Source organism: Micromonospora sp. A3M-1-15 (genome assembly GCF_024213425.1).
GTDB lineage: Bacteria > Actinomycetota > Actinomycetes > Mycobacteriales > Micromonosporaceae > Micromonospora > Micromonospora chersina.
In genome coordinates this window covers 239557-255802 of record NZ_JANAVK010000002.1, presented here as the reverse complement: position 1 = coordinate 255802, position 16246 = coordinate 239557, and the positions used below count along the sequence as shown (strand labels likewise).

Sequence of the window (16246 nt, the reverse complement as noted above, 5' to 3'; positions counted from 1 at the left end):
GCACGACCGACGGAGCCCGCCCAATGGTCATCTCAGTCCCCCTTGCCGCGCTGGTAGCGGCGCGTCCGCCGGTAGCCGAGCAGGCTCCCGGTCATGTCCAGCTCGACCTCGTAGAGGCCAAGCAGGTCGGTCGACGCCGGGATGCGGTGGTCCTCGACCACCTCCACCCCGATGCGCCAGCCGTCGTCGGTGGGCTGGATCGAGGTGACCCCGAGCGGATCCTTGCCGGTCAGCGCGACGATCTGGCGCAGCCCCTCCCGGGCCGCCTCGGCCGCGCTGACCGCCTCCTCGTCGTCCTCGTCGAGATACCGCTCCTCGGCCCGACCGCCCCGGTCGCGCCACCGCTCCCGGTCGCCGTCACCCCGGATCCGTGCCGTCATGGTCCTCCCCCTCGTCCGCGGCGTGCCCTACCACCGCCGTTCCCCCGGCGGGCGGGCGCCGGCCGCCCGGGCTCGCCGTCGCGACGCGTCCCGGTGCGGCCGGCGCCGCCGCCGGCCGGCCTGGTGAGCCGGTCCAGCACCTGCTGCTGCCCGCGGTCCCGCTCCTGCGGCGTGATGTCCCCGGCCGCCGCCGCCTCGTCCAGCTCCTCCAGCTCGCGCCGGACGTTGACCGGGTTGTACTGCTGCGACTCCGCCTCCCGGGCCACCACCTTGACCAGCGCGGTGAGCCCGCGCACCGGCGCGTACGGCAGGGTCAGCAGCGCCCAGAGGATGTCCACGGCTCACTCCACCAGCTGGTGCGCGCTGACGAAGTCGTACGGGGCGAGCGGGCCGATCAGGCGCGTCCGGATCAGGTCCCGCCGCTGCTCGGCGAAGTCCTCGACCGCCCGGACGAACTCGTCCTCCTCGTCGCCCGCCACGAGGAAGGAGACGCGCACCGCGTCCAGCTCGTGGCTGGGCGGGAGGGGCGCGTCCGCCGCCGCGTACCGGCCCACGGCGTCGATGAGATCGCGGTTCTCCGCCTCCCGGCGCAGCTCGACGGCCTGGCTGATCATCTCGCCGAGCCGGATCCGCTGCTCCCGGCTCTCGATCTCCGGCCGGCCGCGCACCTCGTCGGCGAGGGCCGCGGCGGAGGCGTTCTCCGCCAGGAACCCGCTGATGAACTCCTGCTCGTCGAAGCGCCCGTGCACGGTGTACTGGAGCCGGTCCTCGACCTCGTCGAGGGCGGCGGCGAACCGGTCGTGGTGCGCGGCGAGCAGGTCCTCGACCGCGTCCGCGCCGGTCACCACCGTGCCGAACCGGACCGGCAGCACCGGCGCGACCACCGCCGTCCCGTCCAGCAGCCGCTCGTACGCGGTCAGGTCGTCCGGCCGGCCCAGCGGCTCCTCCAGCCCGACCTCGCTGACCAGCGCAGCCAGCTCGCCGTGCCGGACCGCGGTCACCTCCCCGGGCGGGGAGCCGACCCCCTCGGCCTCGGGGGTCGGCTCCACGTCGGACGGCACGATGCCGTAGATGAACAGTCCGTTCTCCTGGGCCATGTCAGCGCTCCTCGTCCCGCCGCCGGCGCGGCCGCTCCCGTTCCCGCTTCCGCTCCGGCTCGGAGCCGCGGTCCCGGATCGAGTCCGCCACCGCGCCCGTGATCTCCTGGGCCGCCTTGCCGAGCCCGGAGACCGCCTTGCCCTTGGTGGCGGCGCCGGCCGCGTCGCCGACCAGGTCCGGCAGGCCCTTCTGGTCCTTCGGCACGATGCTCAGCCGGTCGACCGCCTCGGCGAACCGGAGGTACGTCTCGACGCTGGCGATCACGATCCGCGCGTTGATCTCCAGGAGCTGGATGCCGACCACGGCGACCGACACCTGGGCGTCGATCACCACGCCCTTGTCCAGCACGGTCTCCACGACGTCGGCGAGGGTGCCCCCACCGCCGCCGCCGGTGCGCTCCAGGGCGCCGCCGGGTTGGCCTGTCGTGGTCGCCACGGTCATTCCTCACGCTCCTCACGCCGGCGGCGCACCACCGGGCGTCGCGGTGCCTCGGGAGCCCGGCGGACCGGGCGCGGGCGCTCGGGGCGTGCCTCCCGCTCCTCGCGCGGCTGGGGGCGGCGGGCCCGCTCGGGCGCCCGGCGGCGCGGCGCCTCCTCCTCCTCGGGCTCCTCGGCGTACTCGTCCTCGTCGAAGTCGTCGCCCTCGTCGTAGTCCGCGTACTCCTCCTCGTCAGGGGTGGGGCGGCGACGCGGCGGCGGTGGCCGCCGGCGACCGCGGGCGGCGGGCCGGCGCTCCTCCTCGGGCTCCTCCTCCGGTTCCTCCTCGGGCTCCTCGGCGCGGCCCCGCTGTTCCGCCCGGCCCCGCTGCTCCTCGCGGCCCTGCTGCTCCTCGCGGCCCTGCTGCTCCTCGGCCTCCTGCTCCTCGCGGAGCGCGGTCTCGTGGTCCTTGACCACCTGGGAGTCCTCGATCTCGCCGCGCCAGCCCTCGACCGAGTCGGGGTCGAGCACGGTCTGGGTCATCACGTGCCGGACGAAGTGCTTCAGCTCCAGCCGGACCCGGCGGCCCTGGGCGCGCCAGAGGTTGCCGGTGTGCTCGAAGAGGCCCTGCGGGTGGTACTCCAGCACCACGAGGATCTTCGTCAGCTCCGGGCCGACCTCGTGGAAGCTGACCGTGCCGTCGACGGAGCCCTTCTCGCCCTTGGACCGCCAGTGGATGAGCCGGTCGGGGATCTGCCGGACGATTGTCGACTCCCAGGACCGGTGCGACCAGAAGATCTGCGCCTTCCAGGTCATCTTCTCGTCCGACTCGCAGTCCGCCTGCTCAACCTTCTTCATGAAGCTCGGGAAGTCGCCGAACTGGGTCCACTGGTTGTACGCGACCCGGACCGGCACGCCGACCTCGATCGTCTCGACGATGTTGGTGACCTTGAGCTTCTTGCCGCCGCCCTTGCCGCCCTTGCCGCCGCCGAACGCCGACATCAACTTCTCCTTACCGCCGGCCAGGCCGGCATGGAACATGGCCTTGACCGGGGAGTGGCCCTCGGCGAGCTTCTGCGCGCCGGTGGCGGCCGCGACCAGGCCGGGCCCGCCGCCCTGCTTGGCGTACTCGCTGAGCCGCCCGGTGGCGCCGGTGATCCGCTCGGTGACCACGTGCATCGCCCGCTCGCCGATGGCGGCGGCGAGGTTGCGCAGTTCGCCGCCGAGCTGGTCCCGGGCCTTGTCCGTGAGGTTGCTGGTCGCCATGGGTCACCGCCCCCGCTGCCGTCGGGCGACGGCCGGGCGCCCGCCCCGGTCCGTCTCGTCCCGCGCCGTGGGCTGCTCGTCCAGCTCCTCCTCGTCGTCGGGGGCCGAGCGCTCGTCGTCCGCCGGCTCCTCGTCCGGCCGGCCCGCGTCGGACTGGCCGCCGGCGGACTTCCGGCGCAGCGCGTCGGCGCCGCCGCGCAGCTTGCCGCTGAGCGCGTCGATGCCGCTGCCCGCGGCCGCGGTCGCCGCGGCCTTGCCGGCCGTGGCCAGCGGGGCGCCCAGCTTGCCGAGGCCGCCGAGCTGGGGGACGTTCAACAGGTCCGTGCCGAGTTGCTTCAGGCCGCCCGGGCGCTGGCTGGCCCGCCCGGCCGCGACGGCGGCCGCCAGGGTCAGGGCTGTACGCATCTTCTTCCGGCGCCCGAGGAGGTAGCCGAAGCCCACCGCCAGCGCCACCCGTGCTCCGCTCTTCATCAGTTCTCCTTCGCTCCCCGGCGGAAGCGGACACCCTCATCTGGAGCAGGCCCGGAAAACAGCTACCGGGGATCAGCGGAAAAGGGCCTGCGACCGACGTTCCGTATCTGCGGACCCGGCGGGCAGTACCCGTCACGCCAAGGACAAAACATTCCGGAGGAGGGCATGGAGACGCGTTTAATCGCGGAATTGGAAACGCAGCGAGCTGACGGTCAGACCTCGCAAAAGGGGCAGACAGGCCGTCAGGACCAGGGAGAAGTCAAATCGCTTGCTGGAGGGCAATCAGCAATTCAGTGCGTCGGCAGAGCGGAATCCAGACACATTTCCGCGTGCAGCTTCCCGTCCTTCTCGCGCAATTCCGCGCCGCATTTACGAAGAACTGAGACGGCACCCTGGTTGTCCGGTGTCGTCTCGGCCACGACCGTGCGCATGCCGGCCGCCGCGGCGGCGTGGAGCAACTCCCGCAGGGCGGCCGCGCCGAGCCCCTGGCCCCGCGCCGAGCGGCCGAGCCACATCCCGGTCTCCACCGTCCCTGGCGCCTCGCAGCGGGTCATCCGGACCATGCCGACCACCTCGCCGCCGGCCACGATCGCGTACATCCGGGTGCGGGTCGGGCCGTCCAGCCCGCCGAAGCTCGCCCGGTGGAACTCGCGGAAGGCCTCCCGGCGGGCCAGCGACCACCCGGCCGGCGCCTCCACCGGGGGCATGACGTCCTCCGGCTCCGCCTCGGCAGCCGCTACGGAGAGCAACGGCTCCAGGTTTCGCTCGTCCACCGGCTCCAGCCTTACCGCACCCATCACGAGCCGCAGTCTGCCGGTCGTACCGACCCAAGTCCACCCCTTTGGACTCGGACTGCCGGTCCGGCGGAGGGGGTCGGCCGGTCGTACCCCCGGGGTGTTCCGCCTCACGCTGCGTTGTCAGCCGACCGGTTCGTTCTGGCGGTGAGGGTGCTCACTCCACCGCGGCGAACTCGCAGAGGACGACCGAGGCGTCGTCGGTGCGCTTGTGCCGGCGCAACCGGTCCGGATGGTCCCGCTCGGCCGCCCGGACCCGGTCGATCAGCCCCTCCGGGCCCTCGGCCGCCGTCACGTCGAGCAGGCCGGCCCAGTCGAAGAGGCCGAACTGGTCGACCGCGCAGGAGGCGCCGTCGCTGAGCAGTGCGGCCCGCCGCACCGCCCCCGGCCCGCGCAGCGGCAGCGTCCCGGTCACCGCGTGGTACGCCGCGTCCGGGTCGGTGGCGGCCGCCCAGTAGCCGTGGGTGCGGTTCATCCGGCTCCGCTGCACCGTCACCGCCCGGCGGAACCGGGTCACCGGGTCGACGTCCCGGTCCGGCAGCGCGGCGGCGGTGGATCGCAGGTCCGCCAGCGCGGCGTCCAGCCGGTCGTCAGAGACGACGTCGACCCGGTCGCCGGTGTCGAGCACCAGCGGGCTGTCGCAGAGCACCAGGTAGTCCACCTGGTCGCCGCCCTCGCGAAGCAGGCAGACGGTGGAGGACGGGGTGCCCGGGTGGTCCAGGTCGCACTGGCCGTCGTGGTCCGCCCGTACCGCCAGGATCGCCGCCGCCAGGCTGCTCATGAGCGTGGCCGCCGGGCGGGCCGCGACGGCCAGGCCGATCCGGGCGGCCAGGTGCCGCACGTACCAGGCCGGCCCATGCACGCAGCCGGTGTCGAAGCCCTCCGGCGCGGTCGCCCCGTCCAGGACGCCCACCAGCGGGCCGAACCGGAACACCACGTCCTCGTTCTCCAGCCGCCCGGGTGCCGGGTCGGAGGCGGAGCGTACGCGCATCATCGGCGCCGTACCGCCCGGTTGGGCCGGCCGGCTGCCGGTCGCGTACCGGCGATCTGGTGCCCCCATCCGTCTGCTCCCTCCGTCACCGCCCGCCGCCTACCCGGACCGCCGGTGCCCATGCCGGGAGGAACTTCTGGGCAACAGACCGTCACGCCGACACCACCATCGGTAGCGTCGGGTGGGCACGGAACCGGACTAGCGCTAGGGGGATGGCATGTTGGAGCGGTTGCACGAGTCGGGAATCAGGGCGGAACACGCCTACCTGGCCGGTTTCGTGAGCATCGGGCTCTCCTTCACCAGTTGGTTCCTCTCCAAGAACCTGGAGCGCGCCGGGGTGGCGCGGGCGGACCGCTGGGGAATCTTCATCGGCGAGTGGGCACCGACCTTCTTCGCGATCGGCAACGGCCTGCGGACGTACGAGAAGTAGCCCGGTCAGCGCCGCCGGTTCCGGGCCCGGGACGAGCGCAGCCGGCGGAGCCGGCCGACCAGCACCGGCTCGGCGGCGAGCGCGGCCGGCTGGTCGAGCAGGGCGTTGAGCAGTTGGTAGTAGCGGGTCGCGGAGAGCCCGAAGGTGTCCCGGATGGCCTGTTCCTTGGCGCCCGCGTGCTTCCACCACTGCTGCTCGAAGGCGAGGATCCGCTGTTCCCGCTCGGTCAGCCCGTCGGTCTCACCGGACGGCTCCGCGGCCGGAGCCGCCTCCGCGGGCACCTCGTCCGGCGGCGCGGCCTCGACCGCGGGGGCGGAGCGGGGTGGCGGGACGGTGACACCGGACTCCCGGCGCAGGACGTCGGTGGTCCCGGACGGCTCGGGCCGGTCGTCGGTGACGGCCCGCTCCGTGGCGTCGGCGGGCATGGCGCTCCTCACGAGAACGGGCGACCGACGCGACGGCGCCGGCCGGGGGGACCCCAGCGTAACCAGGGTCCGCCCGGCCCGCATCGGACGCGACGTCCGGTCAGGAGATGTCGCGCCGGCGCATCGACCAGAACGCGCCGATCAGCACCGCGGCGGCGCCCACCCCGAACACCAGGGCCGACTGCTGCCAGGTGACCACGAGCTTGGCCGGTTCGCACGCGCCCTTGGCGAACTGGCAGGTGTCGTAGTCGAAGAGCTCCGCCTGCTTCATGAACCAGGACTGGGCGTACGTGGAGAGCACGTACCGGTCGCCGAACGGGACGGAGAGCACGTTCACCGCGATCCGGATGCCGATCTCGCTGATCGCGAAGATCGCCACGGCCGCGCCGAGCGCCATCGCGGTGTGCCGCCCCAGCGAGGCGAGCGCGAAGGCGACCGCGCCGACCAGCAGGATGAGCCCGACCGCCCGCAACCCGTCCAGGCCGATGGAACGCCACACCCCGGCGGTCACCTTGGCGGTGGTTCCGCGGTAACGGCCGATGAGCCAGAAGGCGAGGGTCCAGAAGGCGCCGAGCACCAGGCTCACCCCGAGCACGGTGGTCAGCAGCGCGGCCAGCTTGGTGCCCAGCACGGCGAGCCGTTTCGGCCGCCAGAGCAGCAGGTTCATCATCCCGCCGGTGCTCCACTCGGCGCCCACGTAGGAGGCGCCGACGATGAACGCGAAGAGCGCCACCGCCCCGGCGAAGACCGCGATGAACATGGGGAACTCGGCCCGGAAGTCGAACTGGTAGGGCAGGTTCCACTTCGGATCGAACATCTCCGGCTGCGGCTGCCAGTCCCGGCCGCAGTTCGGGCCGTACCGGTCCTCGGTGTTCAGGTCGCCGCGGGCCTTGGCGGCGTCGCATTCGGCGACCGTCTTCTTCCAGTCCTCCACCGCCCGCTGGTACTGGGCGTCGGACTCGACCTGGGCGGCCGCCACCACCTCCGTGGAGAGCTGGTGGCTGGAGAAGCTGAACGCGGTGGCCACCATGGCCAGCCCGAGCAGCAGCAGGACGAGCAGCAGCCGGGTGATCCGGCGCTTGCCGAGCCGGCGCAGTTCGGTGACGTACAGGCTCATGCGCCCCAACCTCCCGTGGTGGCGCCGCTGCCCGGCTCACCGACCTTCATGGACTGGTCGACCTGCCGGTGCTGGCCGGGAACCGGCGCGGTGGCGGTCAGTTCGAGGAAGACGCTCTCCAGGTCGACCGCGACGGGGGTCAGCTCGCTGACGTAGAGGCCCTGCTCGGCGAGGACCCGGCTGACCGCGGCCGGCTTGTCGACGCCGGCCAGCATCAGGTGGTCGGGCTCGGCGGTGACCCGGATCCCGGCCCGGGTCAGGGTCTCGGCGGCCTGCGGCAGGTCGGTGACCGCCTCCAGGCGGACCCGCACGGCGCCCTGCGAGTGCGCGGCGAGCACCTCGTCGACCGGCCCGTACGCGACCCGCCGGCCCAGCGAGATGATGGTGACCGAGTCGCAGATGAGCTGGATCTCGCCGAGGATGTGGCTGGAGAGCACCACGGTCATTCCCGCGGCGGCGAGGTCGCGCATCAGCCCGCGCATCTCCCGGATGCCGCCCGGGTCGAGGCCGTTGGCCGGCTCGTCCAGGATCAGCAGCTTCGGGTTCTTGAGCAGCGCGGAGGCGACCGCCAGCCGCTGCTTCATGCCGAGCGAGTAGGTCTTCACCCGCTCCCCGGCCCGGTCGCGCAGCCCGACCAACTCCAGCACCTCGTCGACCCGCTGCCGGGGCAGCTCACCGGCCTGGGCGAGGAGCCCGAGGGTGTCCCGGGCGGAGAAGTGCGGGAAGAACTGCGGGCTCTCCACGATGGCCCCGACCTGGCCGGCGACCGCGGGCAGCGCCTGCGGCAGTTCCTGGCCCAGGATGGCCATCCGGCCGCCGTTGGGCCGGATCAGCCCGAGCAGCGTCCGCAGGGTGGTGGTCTTGCCCGAGCCGTTCGGGCCGAGGAAGCCGTGCACCTGGCCGGCCTCGACCCGCATGTCGAAACCGTCGAGCGCGTGGCGGACCCCGCGTTTCCGGCTCCGGTACGTCTTGCGGAGACCCTCGATCTCCAGGACAGCCGACAAGCTGACCTCCCCCGATGAGTAGGTGACAGCGGACACCATACGCGGTATGCAGCCGGAGACAATACCCGGTATGCATCGGGGTTTTCCCGGATTCGGGGTCAGGCGCGCAGGGGGCGCGTCAGGCGCGCAGGGGGCGCGTCAGGCGCGCCAGAGAAGCGCGTCAGGCGCAGACGACGTGCACGCCCGCGTCGCGGAACGCCTGCACCACGGCGGGGGACGCGCCGGAGTCGGTCACCAGCGTCTCGATCCGGTCCACCGGGCAGATCCGGGCGAAGGCGTGTCCGCCCAGCTTGGACGAGTCGGCGATGACCACGACCCGCTTGGCCCGGGCCACCATGAGGCTGTTCATGGCGGCTTCGCCCTCGTGGTGGGCGGCGGCGCCGAGGTGCGGGTCGATGGCGTCCACGCCGAGCAGCGCCACGTCCAGCGTCACCTCGCGCAGCAGCGCCCCGCCCAGCGGGCCCACCAGCTCGAACGACTTGGGCCGGACCACGCCGCCGGCCACCACCACCTTCATCCGCGAGCGCACCAGCAGCTCGTTGGCGATGTTCAGGGCGTTGGTGACGACGGTGAGCTGGGCGCCCTCGGCGCTGGTGTTGAGGTCGGGGCGGACCGCGAGGGCCCGGGCCACCTCCGTGCTGGTGGTGCCGCCGTTCAGGCCGACCACGGTGCCCGGCGAGACGAGCGCGGCGGCGGCCGCGCCGATCCGCTGCTTCTCAGCCGAGTGCTTGGCCGTCTTGTAGCGCAGCGGCAGGTCGTAGGAGACGCCGTTGGCGACCGCGCCGCCCCGGGTACGCGTGATCATCTGCTGCTGGGCGAGCTGGTCGAAGTCACGCCGGATGGTGGCCTGGGAGACGTCCAGGCGCCCGGCTGCCTCCTCGACGCTGACCCGGCCGCTGTCGGTCAGCATCTCGAGCAGCGCGTTCCATCGGGCGTAGCGGTCCACCGCGGGGGCCTCCACTGACTCTGCACGAACGGTGATTGATTGCGTGCACAGTAGTGCGCGAAACTGGCGAGGCGCAAAACCCTGTCCTGCGCGATCTGGGAGCTGGTTGCCACGGCCACCCCGAATCGCGCAGAATGACGCGCGAAAGGCGGCCATATCGCGCCGTATTGCGCAAGGTCTCCCCTTGGCGAGGAGTGGTGATGGCGTACGTGCACGCGGAGATCGCGAGCCAGCCCGACTGCTGGCGGGAGGCGGCGCGGCTCGCCCCGACCGTCGGCGACCGCCTGCCGCGCCCCGGCGAGCGGGTCGCCGTCGTCGGGTGCGGCACGTCGTGGTTCATGGCGGCGGCGTACGCCGGGCTGCGCGAGCGCGCCGGCCAGGGCGAGACCGACGCCTTCCAGGCCAGCGAGTTCCCCACCGGCCGCCGCTACGACCGGCTCATCGCGATCACCCGCTCCGGCACCACCACCGAGGTGCTGGACCTGCTCGCCGCGCTGCGCGGGCAGGTGCCCACCACGGTCCTGGTCGGCGACCCGGCCTCGCCGGCCGTCGAACTGGCCGACGCGGCGGTGCCCCTGCCCTTCGCCGACGAACGCTCGGTGGTGCAGACCCGCTTCGCCACCACCGCGCTCGCGCTGCTCCGCGCCCACCTCGGCGAGGACCTGGGCCGACTGGCCGCCGACGCCGAGGTGGCCGTCCGGGCCCCGCTGCCGATCGACCCGGCCACCATCGAGCAGGTCACCTTCCTCGGCCGCGGCTGGACCGTCGGGCTGGCCCAGGAGGCCGCGCTGAAGTGCCGGGAGGCGGCCACCTTCTGGGCCGAGGCGTACCCGGCCATGGACTACCGGCACGGCCCCATCTCGATCGCCGCCCCGGGCCGGCTGGTCTGGGCGTTCGGCGGGATCCCGGAGGGGCTGCCGGAGGACGTGGCCGCCACCGGCGCCGCCTTCGTGCACAGCCGCACGCACGGCTGCCACACGGTGCTCACGAGCTGGGCCGCCGGGCGCAACCCGGTCGACCCGATGGCCGACCTGATCCTCGCCCAGCGCTTCGCCGTCGCGCTGGCCACCAGCCGCGGTCTCGACCCCGACGCGCCCCGGCACCTGACCCGGTCCGTGGTTCTCGCATGACGGCAGGCGACGAGGTCGTCGTCGCGCTGGACGTGGGCGGCACCGGGATGAAGTGCGCCCTGGTCCGGCCGGACGGCGCGACCGTGCACGCCGAGCGGCACGCCACCGGCGCGGCGCGCGGCGCCGAGGCGGTGGTCGGCACGATCCTCGACGTGGCCGAAGGGCTGGCCGGCAAGGCCCGCGCCGACGGCCGCACCCCGGTGGCCTGCGGCATCGCCGTGCCCGGGGTGGTCGACGAGGCCCGCGGGGTCGCGGTCTGGTCGGCGAACGTGGGCTTCCGGGACGTACCCCTGCGGGACCTGGCGCGGGAGCGGCTCGGCCTGCCCACGGCGCTCGGCCACGACGTGCGGGTGGGCGGCCTGGCCGAGGCCCGGCTCGGCGCCGGGCGGGACGCCGGCCACGTGCTCTTCGTCGCGATCGGCACCGGCATCGCCGCCGCCCACGTGGTCGACGGCTCGGCCGCCGTCGGCGCGCACGGCGCCGCCGGGGAGATCGGGCACATCCTGGTACGCCCCGACGGCCCGCCCTGCGGCTGCGGCCGCCCCGGCTGCCTGGAGGCGGTGGCATCGGCCTCGGCCATCGGCCGCCGCTACGCCGAGCTGTCCGGCGTCCCGGCCACCGCCGCCGAGGTGGCCGACCGGGCGGCGGCCGGCGAGCCGCTGGCCGGCCGGGTCTGGCGGGAGGCGGTCGAGGCGCTCGCCGACGGCCTGGCCACCGGGCAGGCGCTCTTCGACGTGGCGACCATCGTGATCGGCGGCGGGCTGGCCCAGGCCGGTCCCCGGCTGTTCGACCCGCTGCGCACGGCGCTGCGCGAGCGGCTGACCTTCCACCGGGAGCCGCGGCTGGTCGCCGCGGCCCTCGGCGACGAGGCGGGCTGCCTCGGCGCCGCCCTGCTGGCCCTGGACACCCTGGCGAAGGAGAGCCGATGACCCTGCGCGTGACCGGCAAGGTGGTGACCCCGACCGGCGTGATCCGGCAGGGTTGCGTGGAGATCGCGGGCGACCGGATCCGGGCCGTCGCCGAGTACCCGACGGTGCGCGACGGGCACTGGATCGTGCCCGGTTTCGTGGACATGCACACCCACGGCGGGGGCGGCCACACCTTCACCACCGGTGACGCGGAGTCGGCCCGGCAGGCCGCCGACTTCCACCTCGGGCACGGCACCACCACGCTGCTGGCCAGCCTGGTCAGCTCGCCGTTCCCGCTGATGCGCGAGGCCACCGCCGCCTACCGGCCGCTCGTCGAGTCCGGGGTGCTGGCGGGCGTCCACTTCGAGGGGCCCTACCTGTCGGCGGCCCGCTGCGGCGCGCAGAACCCGGAGTTCCTCCGCGACCCGTCCACCGAGGAGTTGGCCGAGCTGATCGAGCTGGGCGGTGGCGCGGTCCGGATGGTCACCCTGGCCCCCGAGCGCGACGGCGCGCTGGAGGCCGTCAAGCTGCTGGTCGCGCACGGCGTGGTGGCCGCGGTCGGGCACACCGACGCCACCTGGGAGCAGACCCGGGCGGCCGTGGCGGCCGGCGCCAGCGTCGGCACGCACCTCTTCAACGGGATGCGCCCTGTGCACCACCGCGAGCCGGGGCCCGTGGTGGCCCTGCTGGAGGCCCCGAACGTGGTCTGCGAGCTGGTCGCCGACGGGGTGCACCTGCACGACGGCATGCTCGGCTTCGCCGCCTCGGTGGCCGGCCCGGACCGGGCCGCCCTCATCACCGACGCGATGGCCGCCGCCGGCATGCCCGACGGCGACTACGAGCTGGGCGGCCAGGCCGTCACCGTGGCCGACGGGGTGGCCCGGCTCAGCCGGGACGGCGCGATCGCCGGCAGCACGCTGACCATGGACGCCGCCCTGCGGCACGCCGTCGGCGCGGGGATCGCCCTGCCGGAGGCCTGTCGGATGGTCGCCACCACCCCGGCCCGGGCCATCGGCCTGGGCGGCCGGGTGGGCGCGCTTCAGGCCGGCCTCCGGGCCGACCTGGTCGTCCTCGACGACGACCTCGACGTGGTCCGGGTGATGCGCGCGGGCGCCTGGGTGGAGTGAGGCCGGGCCGCGCTCACCCCGCGGCCGGCACCTCGACGCCCAGCACCGCCTGCTCGTCCGGGCGGTGCACCAGCACGTCCGCCAGGTAGGACTGCACCGCCTGGCGCATCCCGACGTCCCGGCCGGCCCGCTCGGAGAGCAGCCACTTGTGCTCGATGATCTGGGCGAACAGCTCCTGCGGCTCCAGCTTGCGGCGCAGGTGCGCGGGCACCGCCCGGACCACCGGCTCGAACACCTCGGTCAGCCAGCGGTGCGCGGCCTGCTGCTCGTCGGTCAGGTCGCTCTCCACCCGGTACGCGTCCAGGTCGTTGAGGAGCTTGCGGGCCTGGTTCTCCTCGGCGTCCAGGCCGGTGAGCCGCAGCAGCCGCCGGGTGTGGTAGCCGGCGTCGACGACCTTGGGTCGGACCAGGTACCGCCCGTTGTCGACGGTCGACATGGCCACCTCGGCGACGTCGAAGCCCAGTTCGTTGAGGCGGCGGATGCGGCCCTCGATGTCGTGCCGGGCCTCCCGCTCGATCTGCTGCTCGTAGGTGATCTCGTGCCAGAGCCGCTCGTAGCGCCGCACGACCTCCTCGCACACCACCTCGGGGTCGATCGACTCGTGCAGCAGGCCGGCGGCCTGGAGGTCGAGCGCCTCGCCGAAGATGTTGACCCGGGCGATCTCCAGGTCCTCCCCGCGCTGGCCGTTGGAGAGCGACGGGTGCAGCGCCCCGGTCTCGGCGTCGACCAGGTAGGCGGCGAAGGCGCCCGCGTCCCGCCGGAACAGCGTGTTCGACAGCGAGCAGTCGCCCCAGAAGAAACCGGTCAGGTGCATCCGCACGATCAGCGCGGCCAGCGCGTCCAGCAGCCGGTTCATCGTCTCCGGGCGCAACGTGTTGGAGAACAGGGCCCGGTACGGCAGCGAGAACTGGAGGTGCCGGGTGATCAGCACCGGGTCGAGCGGCTCGCCGTCGTCGGTCTGCCGGTCGGCCACGATCGCGATCGCCTCGACCGACGGGAAGTCGATCCGCTCCAGCGCCCGGAGCAGGTCGTACTCCCGTTCGGCGACCCGCTCGCCGGTCTCCTTCACGGCGTAGACGTAGCCGCCGAGCCGGACGAACCGCACGATGTGCCGCGAGATGCCCTGCGGCAGCGCGACCAGGTGTTCGGCAGGCCACTCCTCCAGCGGGGTCGACCAGGGTAGGTCGAGCAGCGCCGGGTCGACGAGGGCCGAGGTGATCCGCACGGCCACAAGTGTGACCGCTCACCCGGCCGAGCGCCTCCCTTCGTGGTTGGGCCCACAGCCGCCGCCGCCCGCGCCGGTCCGGCGCCGCCGGCGGCCGGTAGCGTGGTCGCGTGCGGGAGACCACAGGGGTACGCCGGATGCCGCGCCTCCGGCCCGTCCGGCCGGCCGGCTGGTGGTTCGACGGGCTGCTGCTCGCCGCCCTGGTCGGGCTCACCGTGGCGCTGGCCAGCGGCCACCTCCTCGGCTTGGACCGGGCCGTCGCCGACTGGGCGGACTCGCACCGGCCCGCCGCCGCGTTCTGGGTGGCCCGGGTGCTCAACTTCCTGGGCCAGGGCACCCCGCTGACCCTGCTGGCCGCCGGGGTGGGCGTGGTGGTGGGGCTGCGGCTCCGCTCGGTACGCCCGATCCTGCCGCCCGTCGTCGCCTTCCTGCTCACCAACCTGACCATCGGGCCGCTGAAGCTCTCGACCGACCGGGCGGCGCCGAGCGCCAGCGTCAAGCCGCCCTACCTCCCCGAGGCGGACACGGTCCGGCTCTTCCACACCGACGGCGTCTACGGCATGTCGTACCCGTCGGGACACGTGGCCAACGCGATCGTCTGGTACGGCGTGCTCGCCCTGCTGCTCCCGGCGCTGCTGCGCACCGTCGGCCGGACCGTCCCGGCCCGGCTGGTCACCGTGGTCCGGGTGCTGCCACCGCTGATCGTGCTCTCCACCACCACGTACCTGGGCTGGCACTGGCTGACCGACTCCGTCGCCGGGCTGCTGCTCGGCCTGCTGCTGGACCGCCTGCTGCACCGGGCGCCCTGGGACGACCTGCCGTTGCCCGGCCCGTTGCGCCACCGGGACCGGCCGTTCACCTCCATGCCCTAGCCTGCGCTGGTGGCAGAACTGGCGCGCCGGCTGGGCGTACCCGACGCGGTCGTCATCGGGCTGGGGTCGATGCTGGGCGCGGGCGTCTTCGTGGTCTTCGCCCCCGCCGCGGCGGCGGCCGGCGGCGCCGGCCTGCTGGCCGCCCTGGCCGTCGCCGGCTTCATCGCCTTCTGCAACGCGACCAGCTCGGCCCGGCTCGCCGCCCGCTACCCGGAGTCCGGCGGCACCTACGTCTACGGCCGGGAGCGGCTGCACCCGTTCGCCGGGTTCCTCGCCGGCTGGGGCTTCGTGATCGGCAAGACCGCGAGCTGCGCGGCCATGGCGCTGACCATCGGGGCGTACCTCTGGCCGGGGCGGGCGCGGCTCGTCGCGGTTCTCGCCGTGCTTGCCGTGACCGCCGTGAACCTGCGCGGAATCGGGAAGACCGCGGCGGCCACCCGGGTGCTGGTCGGCGTGGTGCTCACCGTGCTCGCCGTGGTGGCGGTGACCGGCGCGCCGCACGTCGCGGCCGACCGGCTGGCCGGCTTCGCCGACACCGGGGTCCGGGGCGTGCTCACCGCCGCCGGCCTGCTCTTCTTCGCCTTCGCCGGGTACGCCCGGATCGCCACCCTCGGCGAGGAGGTCCGCGACCCGGAACGCACCGTCCCGCGCGCCGTGCCGCTGGCGCTCGGCGTGGTACTGGCCATCTACCTGGTGCTGGCCGTGGTCGCGGTCGGCGTGCTGGGCGAGCAGCGGCTGGCCGACTCGGCCGCGCCGCTGGCCGAGGTGGTGACCGCGGCCGGGCTGCCCGGCCTGGCCTGGCTGGTGCGGGCCGGGGCGACCGTGGCGGTGACCGGGGTGCTGCTCTCCCTGCTGGCCGGGGTCGGCCGGACCACGCTGGCGATGGCCCGCCGCCGGGACCTGCCGGGAGCGCTGGCCGCCGTGCACCCGCGCTACCAGGTGCCGCACCGGGCCGAGCTGGCCGTGGCGGCCGTGGTGATCGTCGTGGTGTCCCTGGTCGACGTCCGCGGCGCGATCGGCTTCTCCAGCTGCACGGTGCTGGTCTACTACGCGATCGCCAACGCCTCGGCGCTCACCCTGGGCCGGGAGCCGGCCCGGAAGCTGCCGGTGCAGCTGCTCGCCGCGCTGGGGCTGGTCGGCTGCCTGCTCCTCGCGGTCAACCTGCCCGTCGCCAGCGTGCTCAGCGGCTTCGGCGTGCTCGCCCTCGGCGCCGCCTGGTACGCCCTCCGCCACGCCGCCAGGAGAACGTGATCCGCTACTCCGGCGCCGGGCGCGTGCAGATGACCCACATGTCGTACTCCTCGGCGGTCACGCCACAGACCGCGTCACCGGCGACCGACATCGCCACGAACTCCGGCTGCCCCGGGTCGGGCCCGAGTTCCCCGAGGCGGACCGGCTCGTGCGGCAACCGCACGAGCGCCCAGTCGCCGCCGCGGCCCGACAGACTCACCAGCAGACGCCCGTCGTCGGTCACCACCCGATGCTCGACCAGCAGGCGGCGCCACTCCCGTTCCACGCGGGCCGGCGCATCCTCCTCGTCGTGGGCGATCCGGCATGTGGGTTGCGCCAGCGCGCTGATCACCGGCCGCCAGGCCGCCATACACGACGGGATCCCTGGCGCGGCGTAGGGCGACTCGAGGACCTCC

General features: G+C 74.1%; 19 protein-coding genes and 1 pseudogene. 6 read left to right on the top strand and 14 right to left on the bottom strand.

Going from position 1 to position 16246, the window contains the following annotated elements; genetic code table 11:
• Nucleotides 1–32: 32 nt before the first annotated feature.
• The 8 genes and pseudogenes from NLX85_RS10890 to NLX85_RS10855 form a co-directional block, all read right to left on the bottom strand.
• Nucleotides 33–380: a gas vesicle protein gene (locus NLX85_RS10890; RefSeq protein ID WP_091317339.1), complete on the bottom strand. Its 348-nt coding sequence runs from the start codon at nucleotides 378–380 to the stop codon at nucleotides 33–35.
• Nucleotides 377–718, bottom strand: coding sequence for a gas vesicle protein GvpG (locus tag NLX85_RS10885; RefSeq protein WP_254334217.1), 342 nt, complete (start codon nucleotides 716–718; stop codon nucleotides 377–379). The genes NLX85_RS10890 and NLX85_RS10885 overlap by 4 nt, the downstream gene beginning before the upstream one ends.
• A 3-nt stretch (nucleotides 719–721) precedes the next feature.
• Entirely contained in the window at nucleotides 722–1477 is a 756-nt protein-coding gene (locus tag NLX85_RS10880) for a GvpL/GvpF family gas vesicle protein (RefSeq protein WP_254334215.1), read from the bottom strand.
• A gap of 220 nt (nucleotides 1478–1697) precedes the next feature.
• Nucleotides 1698–1919 (bottom strand): annotated as a pseudogene (gene gvpJ / locus NLX85_RS33640) (gas vesicle protein GvpJ); the annotation flags it as partial.
• Complete coding sequence (locus tag NLX85_RS10870) at nucleotides 1916–3160, bottom strand: SRPBCC family protein (RefSeq protein ID WP_254334211.1); 1245 nt, start codon at nucleotides 3158–3160, stop codon at nucleotides 1916–1918. The gene NLX85_RS10870 and the pseudogene gvpJ, both read right to left, overlap by 4 nt.
• A gap of 3 nt (nucleotides 3161–3163) precedes the next feature.
• Nucleotides 3164–3631 (bottom strand): hypothetical protein, encoded by a 468-nt coding sequence (locus NLX85_RS10865; RefSeq protein ID WP_254334209.1) that lies wholly within the window; start codon nucleotides 3629–3631, stop codon nucleotides 3164–3166.
• A gap of 290 nt (nucleotides 3632–3921) precedes the next feature.
• Nucleotides 3922–4431, bottom strand: a complete 510-nt coding sequence (locus tag NLX85_RS10860) for a GNAT family N-acetyltransferase (RefSeq protein ID WP_254334207.1) — start codon at nucleotides 4429–4431, stop codon at nucleotides 3922–3924.
• A 151-nt stretch (nucleotides 4432–4582) separates the two neighbouring features.
• Nucleotides 4583–5485 (bottom strand): hypothetical protein, encoded by a 903-nt coding sequence (locus tag NLX85_RS10855; RefSeq protein WP_254334205.1) that lies wholly within the window; start codon nucleotides 5483–5485, stop codon nucleotides 4583–4585.
• Between the two features lie 148 nt (nucleotides 5486–5633).
• Here NLX85_RS10855 and NLX85_RS10850 point away from each other — a divergent pair, with 148 nt between their 5' ends.
• On the top strand, nucleotides 5634–5846 hold the full coding sequence (locus tag NLX85_RS10850) for a hypothetical protein (protein ID WP_189198519.1): 213 nt from the start codon (nucleotides 5634–5636) through the stop codon (nucleotides 5844–5846).
• A gap of 5 nt (nucleotides 5847–5851) precedes the next feature.
• On the opposite strand, the gene NLX85_RS10845 is transcribed toward NLX85_RS10850, so the two are convergent.
• The 4 genes from NLX85_RS10845 to NLX85_RS10830 all read right to left on the bottom strand — a co-directional run bounded on the left by NLX85_RS10845 (nucleotide 5852) and on the right by NLX85_RS10830 (nucleotide 9338).
• The gene (locus NLX85_RS10845) at nucleotides 5852–6271 is read right to left on the bottom strand and encodes a DUF3263 domain-containing protein (RefSeq protein ID WP_254334203.1); all 420 of its coding nucleotides are present in this window, start codon (nucleotides 6269–6271) and stop codon (nucleotides 5852–5854) included.
• Between the two features lie 100 nt (nucleotides 6272–6371).
• The gene (locus tag NLX85_RS10840) at nucleotides 6372–7388 is read right to left on the bottom strand and encodes an ABC transporter permease subunit (RefSeq protein ID WP_254334201.1); all 1017 of its coding nucleotides are present in this window, start codon (nucleotides 7386–7388) and stop codon (nucleotides 6372–6374) included.
• Entirely contained in the window at nucleotides 7385–8305 is a 921-nt protein-coding gene (locus tag NLX85_RS10835; protein ID WP_254335515.1) for an ATP-binding cassette domain-containing protein, read from the bottom strand. The genes NLX85_RS10840 and NLX85_RS10835 overlap by 4 nt, the downstream gene beginning before the upstream one ends.
• A 247-nt stretch (nucleotides 8306–8552) precedes the next feature.
• The gene (locus NLX85_RS10830) at nucleotides 8553–9338 is read right to left on the bottom strand and encodes a DeoR/GlpR family DNA-binding transcription regulator (RefSeq protein ID WP_254335514.1); all 786 of its coding nucleotides are present in this window, start codon (nucleotides 9336–9338) and stop codon (nucleotides 8553–8555) included.
• 200 nt (nucleotides 9339–9538) lie between these two features.
• Here NLX85_RS10830 and NLX85_RS10825 point away from each other — a divergent pair, with 200 nt between their 5' ends.
• From NLX85_RS10825 to nagA, 3 genes are read left to right on the top strand one after another with little or no spacing between them, the layout of a single operon-like run.
• Nucleotides 9539–10468 (top strand): SIS domain-containing protein, encoded by a 930-nt coding sequence (locus NLX85_RS10825; protein ID WP_254334199.1) that lies wholly within the window; start codon nucleotides 9539–9541, stop codon nucleotides 10466–10468.
• The gene (locus tag NLX85_RS10820; protein WP_254334197.1) at nucleotides 10465–11397 is read left to right on the top strand and encodes an ROK family protein; all 933 of its coding nucleotides are present in this window, start codon (nucleotides 10465–10467) and stop codon (nucleotides 11395–11397) included. The genes NLX85_RS10825 and NLX85_RS10820 overlap by 4 nt, the downstream gene beginning before the upstream one ends.
• Nucleotides 11394–12503, top strand: coding sequence for an N-acetylglucosamine-6-phosphate deacetylase (nagA, locus tag NLX85_RS10815; RefSeq protein ID WP_254334195.1), 1110 nt, complete (start codon nucleotides 11394–11396; stop codon nucleotides 12501–12503). Before NLX85_RS10820 ends, nagA begins: the two co-directional genes overlap by 4 nt.
• A gap of 13 nt (nucleotides 12504–12516) precedes the next feature.
• Here the strand turns inward: nagA and NLX85_RS10810 are convergent, their stop codons facing one another.
• Complete coding sequence (locus NLX85_RS10810; RefSeq protein ID WP_254334193.1) at nucleotides 12517–13728, bottom strand: DUF4032 domain-containing protein; 1212 nt, start codon at nucleotides 13726–13728, stop codon at nucleotides 12517–12519.
• A gap of 137 nt (nucleotides 13729–13865) precedes the next feature.
• On the opposite strand from NLX85_RS10810, the gene NLX85_RS10805 reads away from it, so the two are divergent.
• Nucleotides 13866–14600, top strand: a complete 735-nt coding sequence (locus NLX85_RS10805) for a phosphatase PAP2 family protein (protein WP_254335513.1) — start codon at nucleotides 13866–13868, stop codon at nucleotides 14598–14600.
• A gap of 9 nt (nucleotides 14601–14609) precedes the next feature.
• Complete coding sequence (locus tag NLX85_RS10800) at nucleotides 14610–15851, top strand: APC family permease (protein WP_254334190.1); 1242 nt, start codon at nucleotides 14610–14612, stop codon at nucleotides 15849–15851.
• A 4-nt stretch (nucleotides 15852–15855) separates the two neighbouring features.
• Here the strand turns inward: NLX85_RS10800 and NLX85_RS10795 are convergent, their stop codons facing one another.
• Entirely contained in the window at nucleotides 15856–16182 is a 327-nt protein-coding gene (locus tag NLX85_RS10795; RefSeq protein ID WP_254334188.1) for a hypothetical protein, read from the bottom strand.
• Nucleotides 16183–16246 lie beyond the last annotated feature (64 nt).

Coding starts and splice junctions, on each gene's coding strand:
- NLX85_RS10820 (WP_254334197.1), top strand. CDS start 10,465: ATGACGGCAGGCGACGAGGTCGTCGTCGCGCTGGACGTGGGCGGCACC.
- NLX85_RS10890 (WP_091317339.1), bottom strand. CDS start 380: ATGACGGCACGGATCCGGGGTGACGGCGACCGGGAGCGGTGGCGCGAC.
- NLX85_RS10845 (WP_254334203.1), bottom strand. CDS start 6,271: ATGCCCGCCGACGCCACGGAGCGGGCCGTCACCGACGACCGGCCCGAG.
- NLX85_RS10835 (WP_254335515.1), bottom strand. CDS start 8,305: ATGCGGGTCGAGGCCGGCCAGGTGCACGGCTTCCTCGGCCCGAACGGC.
- NLX85_RS10840 (WP_254334201.1), bottom strand. CDS start 7,388: ATGAGCCTGTACGTCACCGAACTGCGCCGGCTCGGCAAGCGCCGGATC.
- NLX85_RS10805 (WP_254335513.1), top strand. CDS start 13,866: ATGCCGCGCCTCCGGCCCGTCCGGCCGGCCGGCTGGTGGTTCGACGGG.
- NLX85_RS10880 (WP_254334215.1), bottom strand. CDS start 1,477: ATGGCCCAGGAGAACGGACTGTTCATCTACGGCATCGTGCCGTCCGAC.
- NLX85_RS10855 (WP_254334205.1), bottom strand. CDS start 5,485: ATGGGGGCACCAGATCGCCGGTACGCGACCGGCAGCCGGCCGGCCCAA.
- NLX85_RS10870 (WP_254334211.1), bottom strand. CDS start 3,160: ATGGCGACCAGCAACCTCACGGACAAGGCCCGGGACCAGCTCGGCGGC.
- nagA (WP_254334195.1), top strand. CDS start 11,394: ATGACCCTGCGCGTGACCGGCAAGGTGGTGACCCCGACCGGCGTGATC.
- NLX85_RS10850 (WP_189198519.1), top strand. CDS start 5,634: ATGTTGGAGCGGTTGCACGAGTCGGGAATCAGGGCGGAACACGCCTAC.
- NLX85_RS10825 (WP_254334199.1), top strand. CDS start 9,539: ATGGCGTACGTGCACGCGGAGATCGCGAGCCAGCCCGACTGCTGGCGG.
- NLX85_RS10865 (WP_254334209.1), bottom strand. CDS start 3,631: ATGAAGAGCGGAGCACGGGTGGCGCTGGCGGTGGGCTTCGGCTACCTC.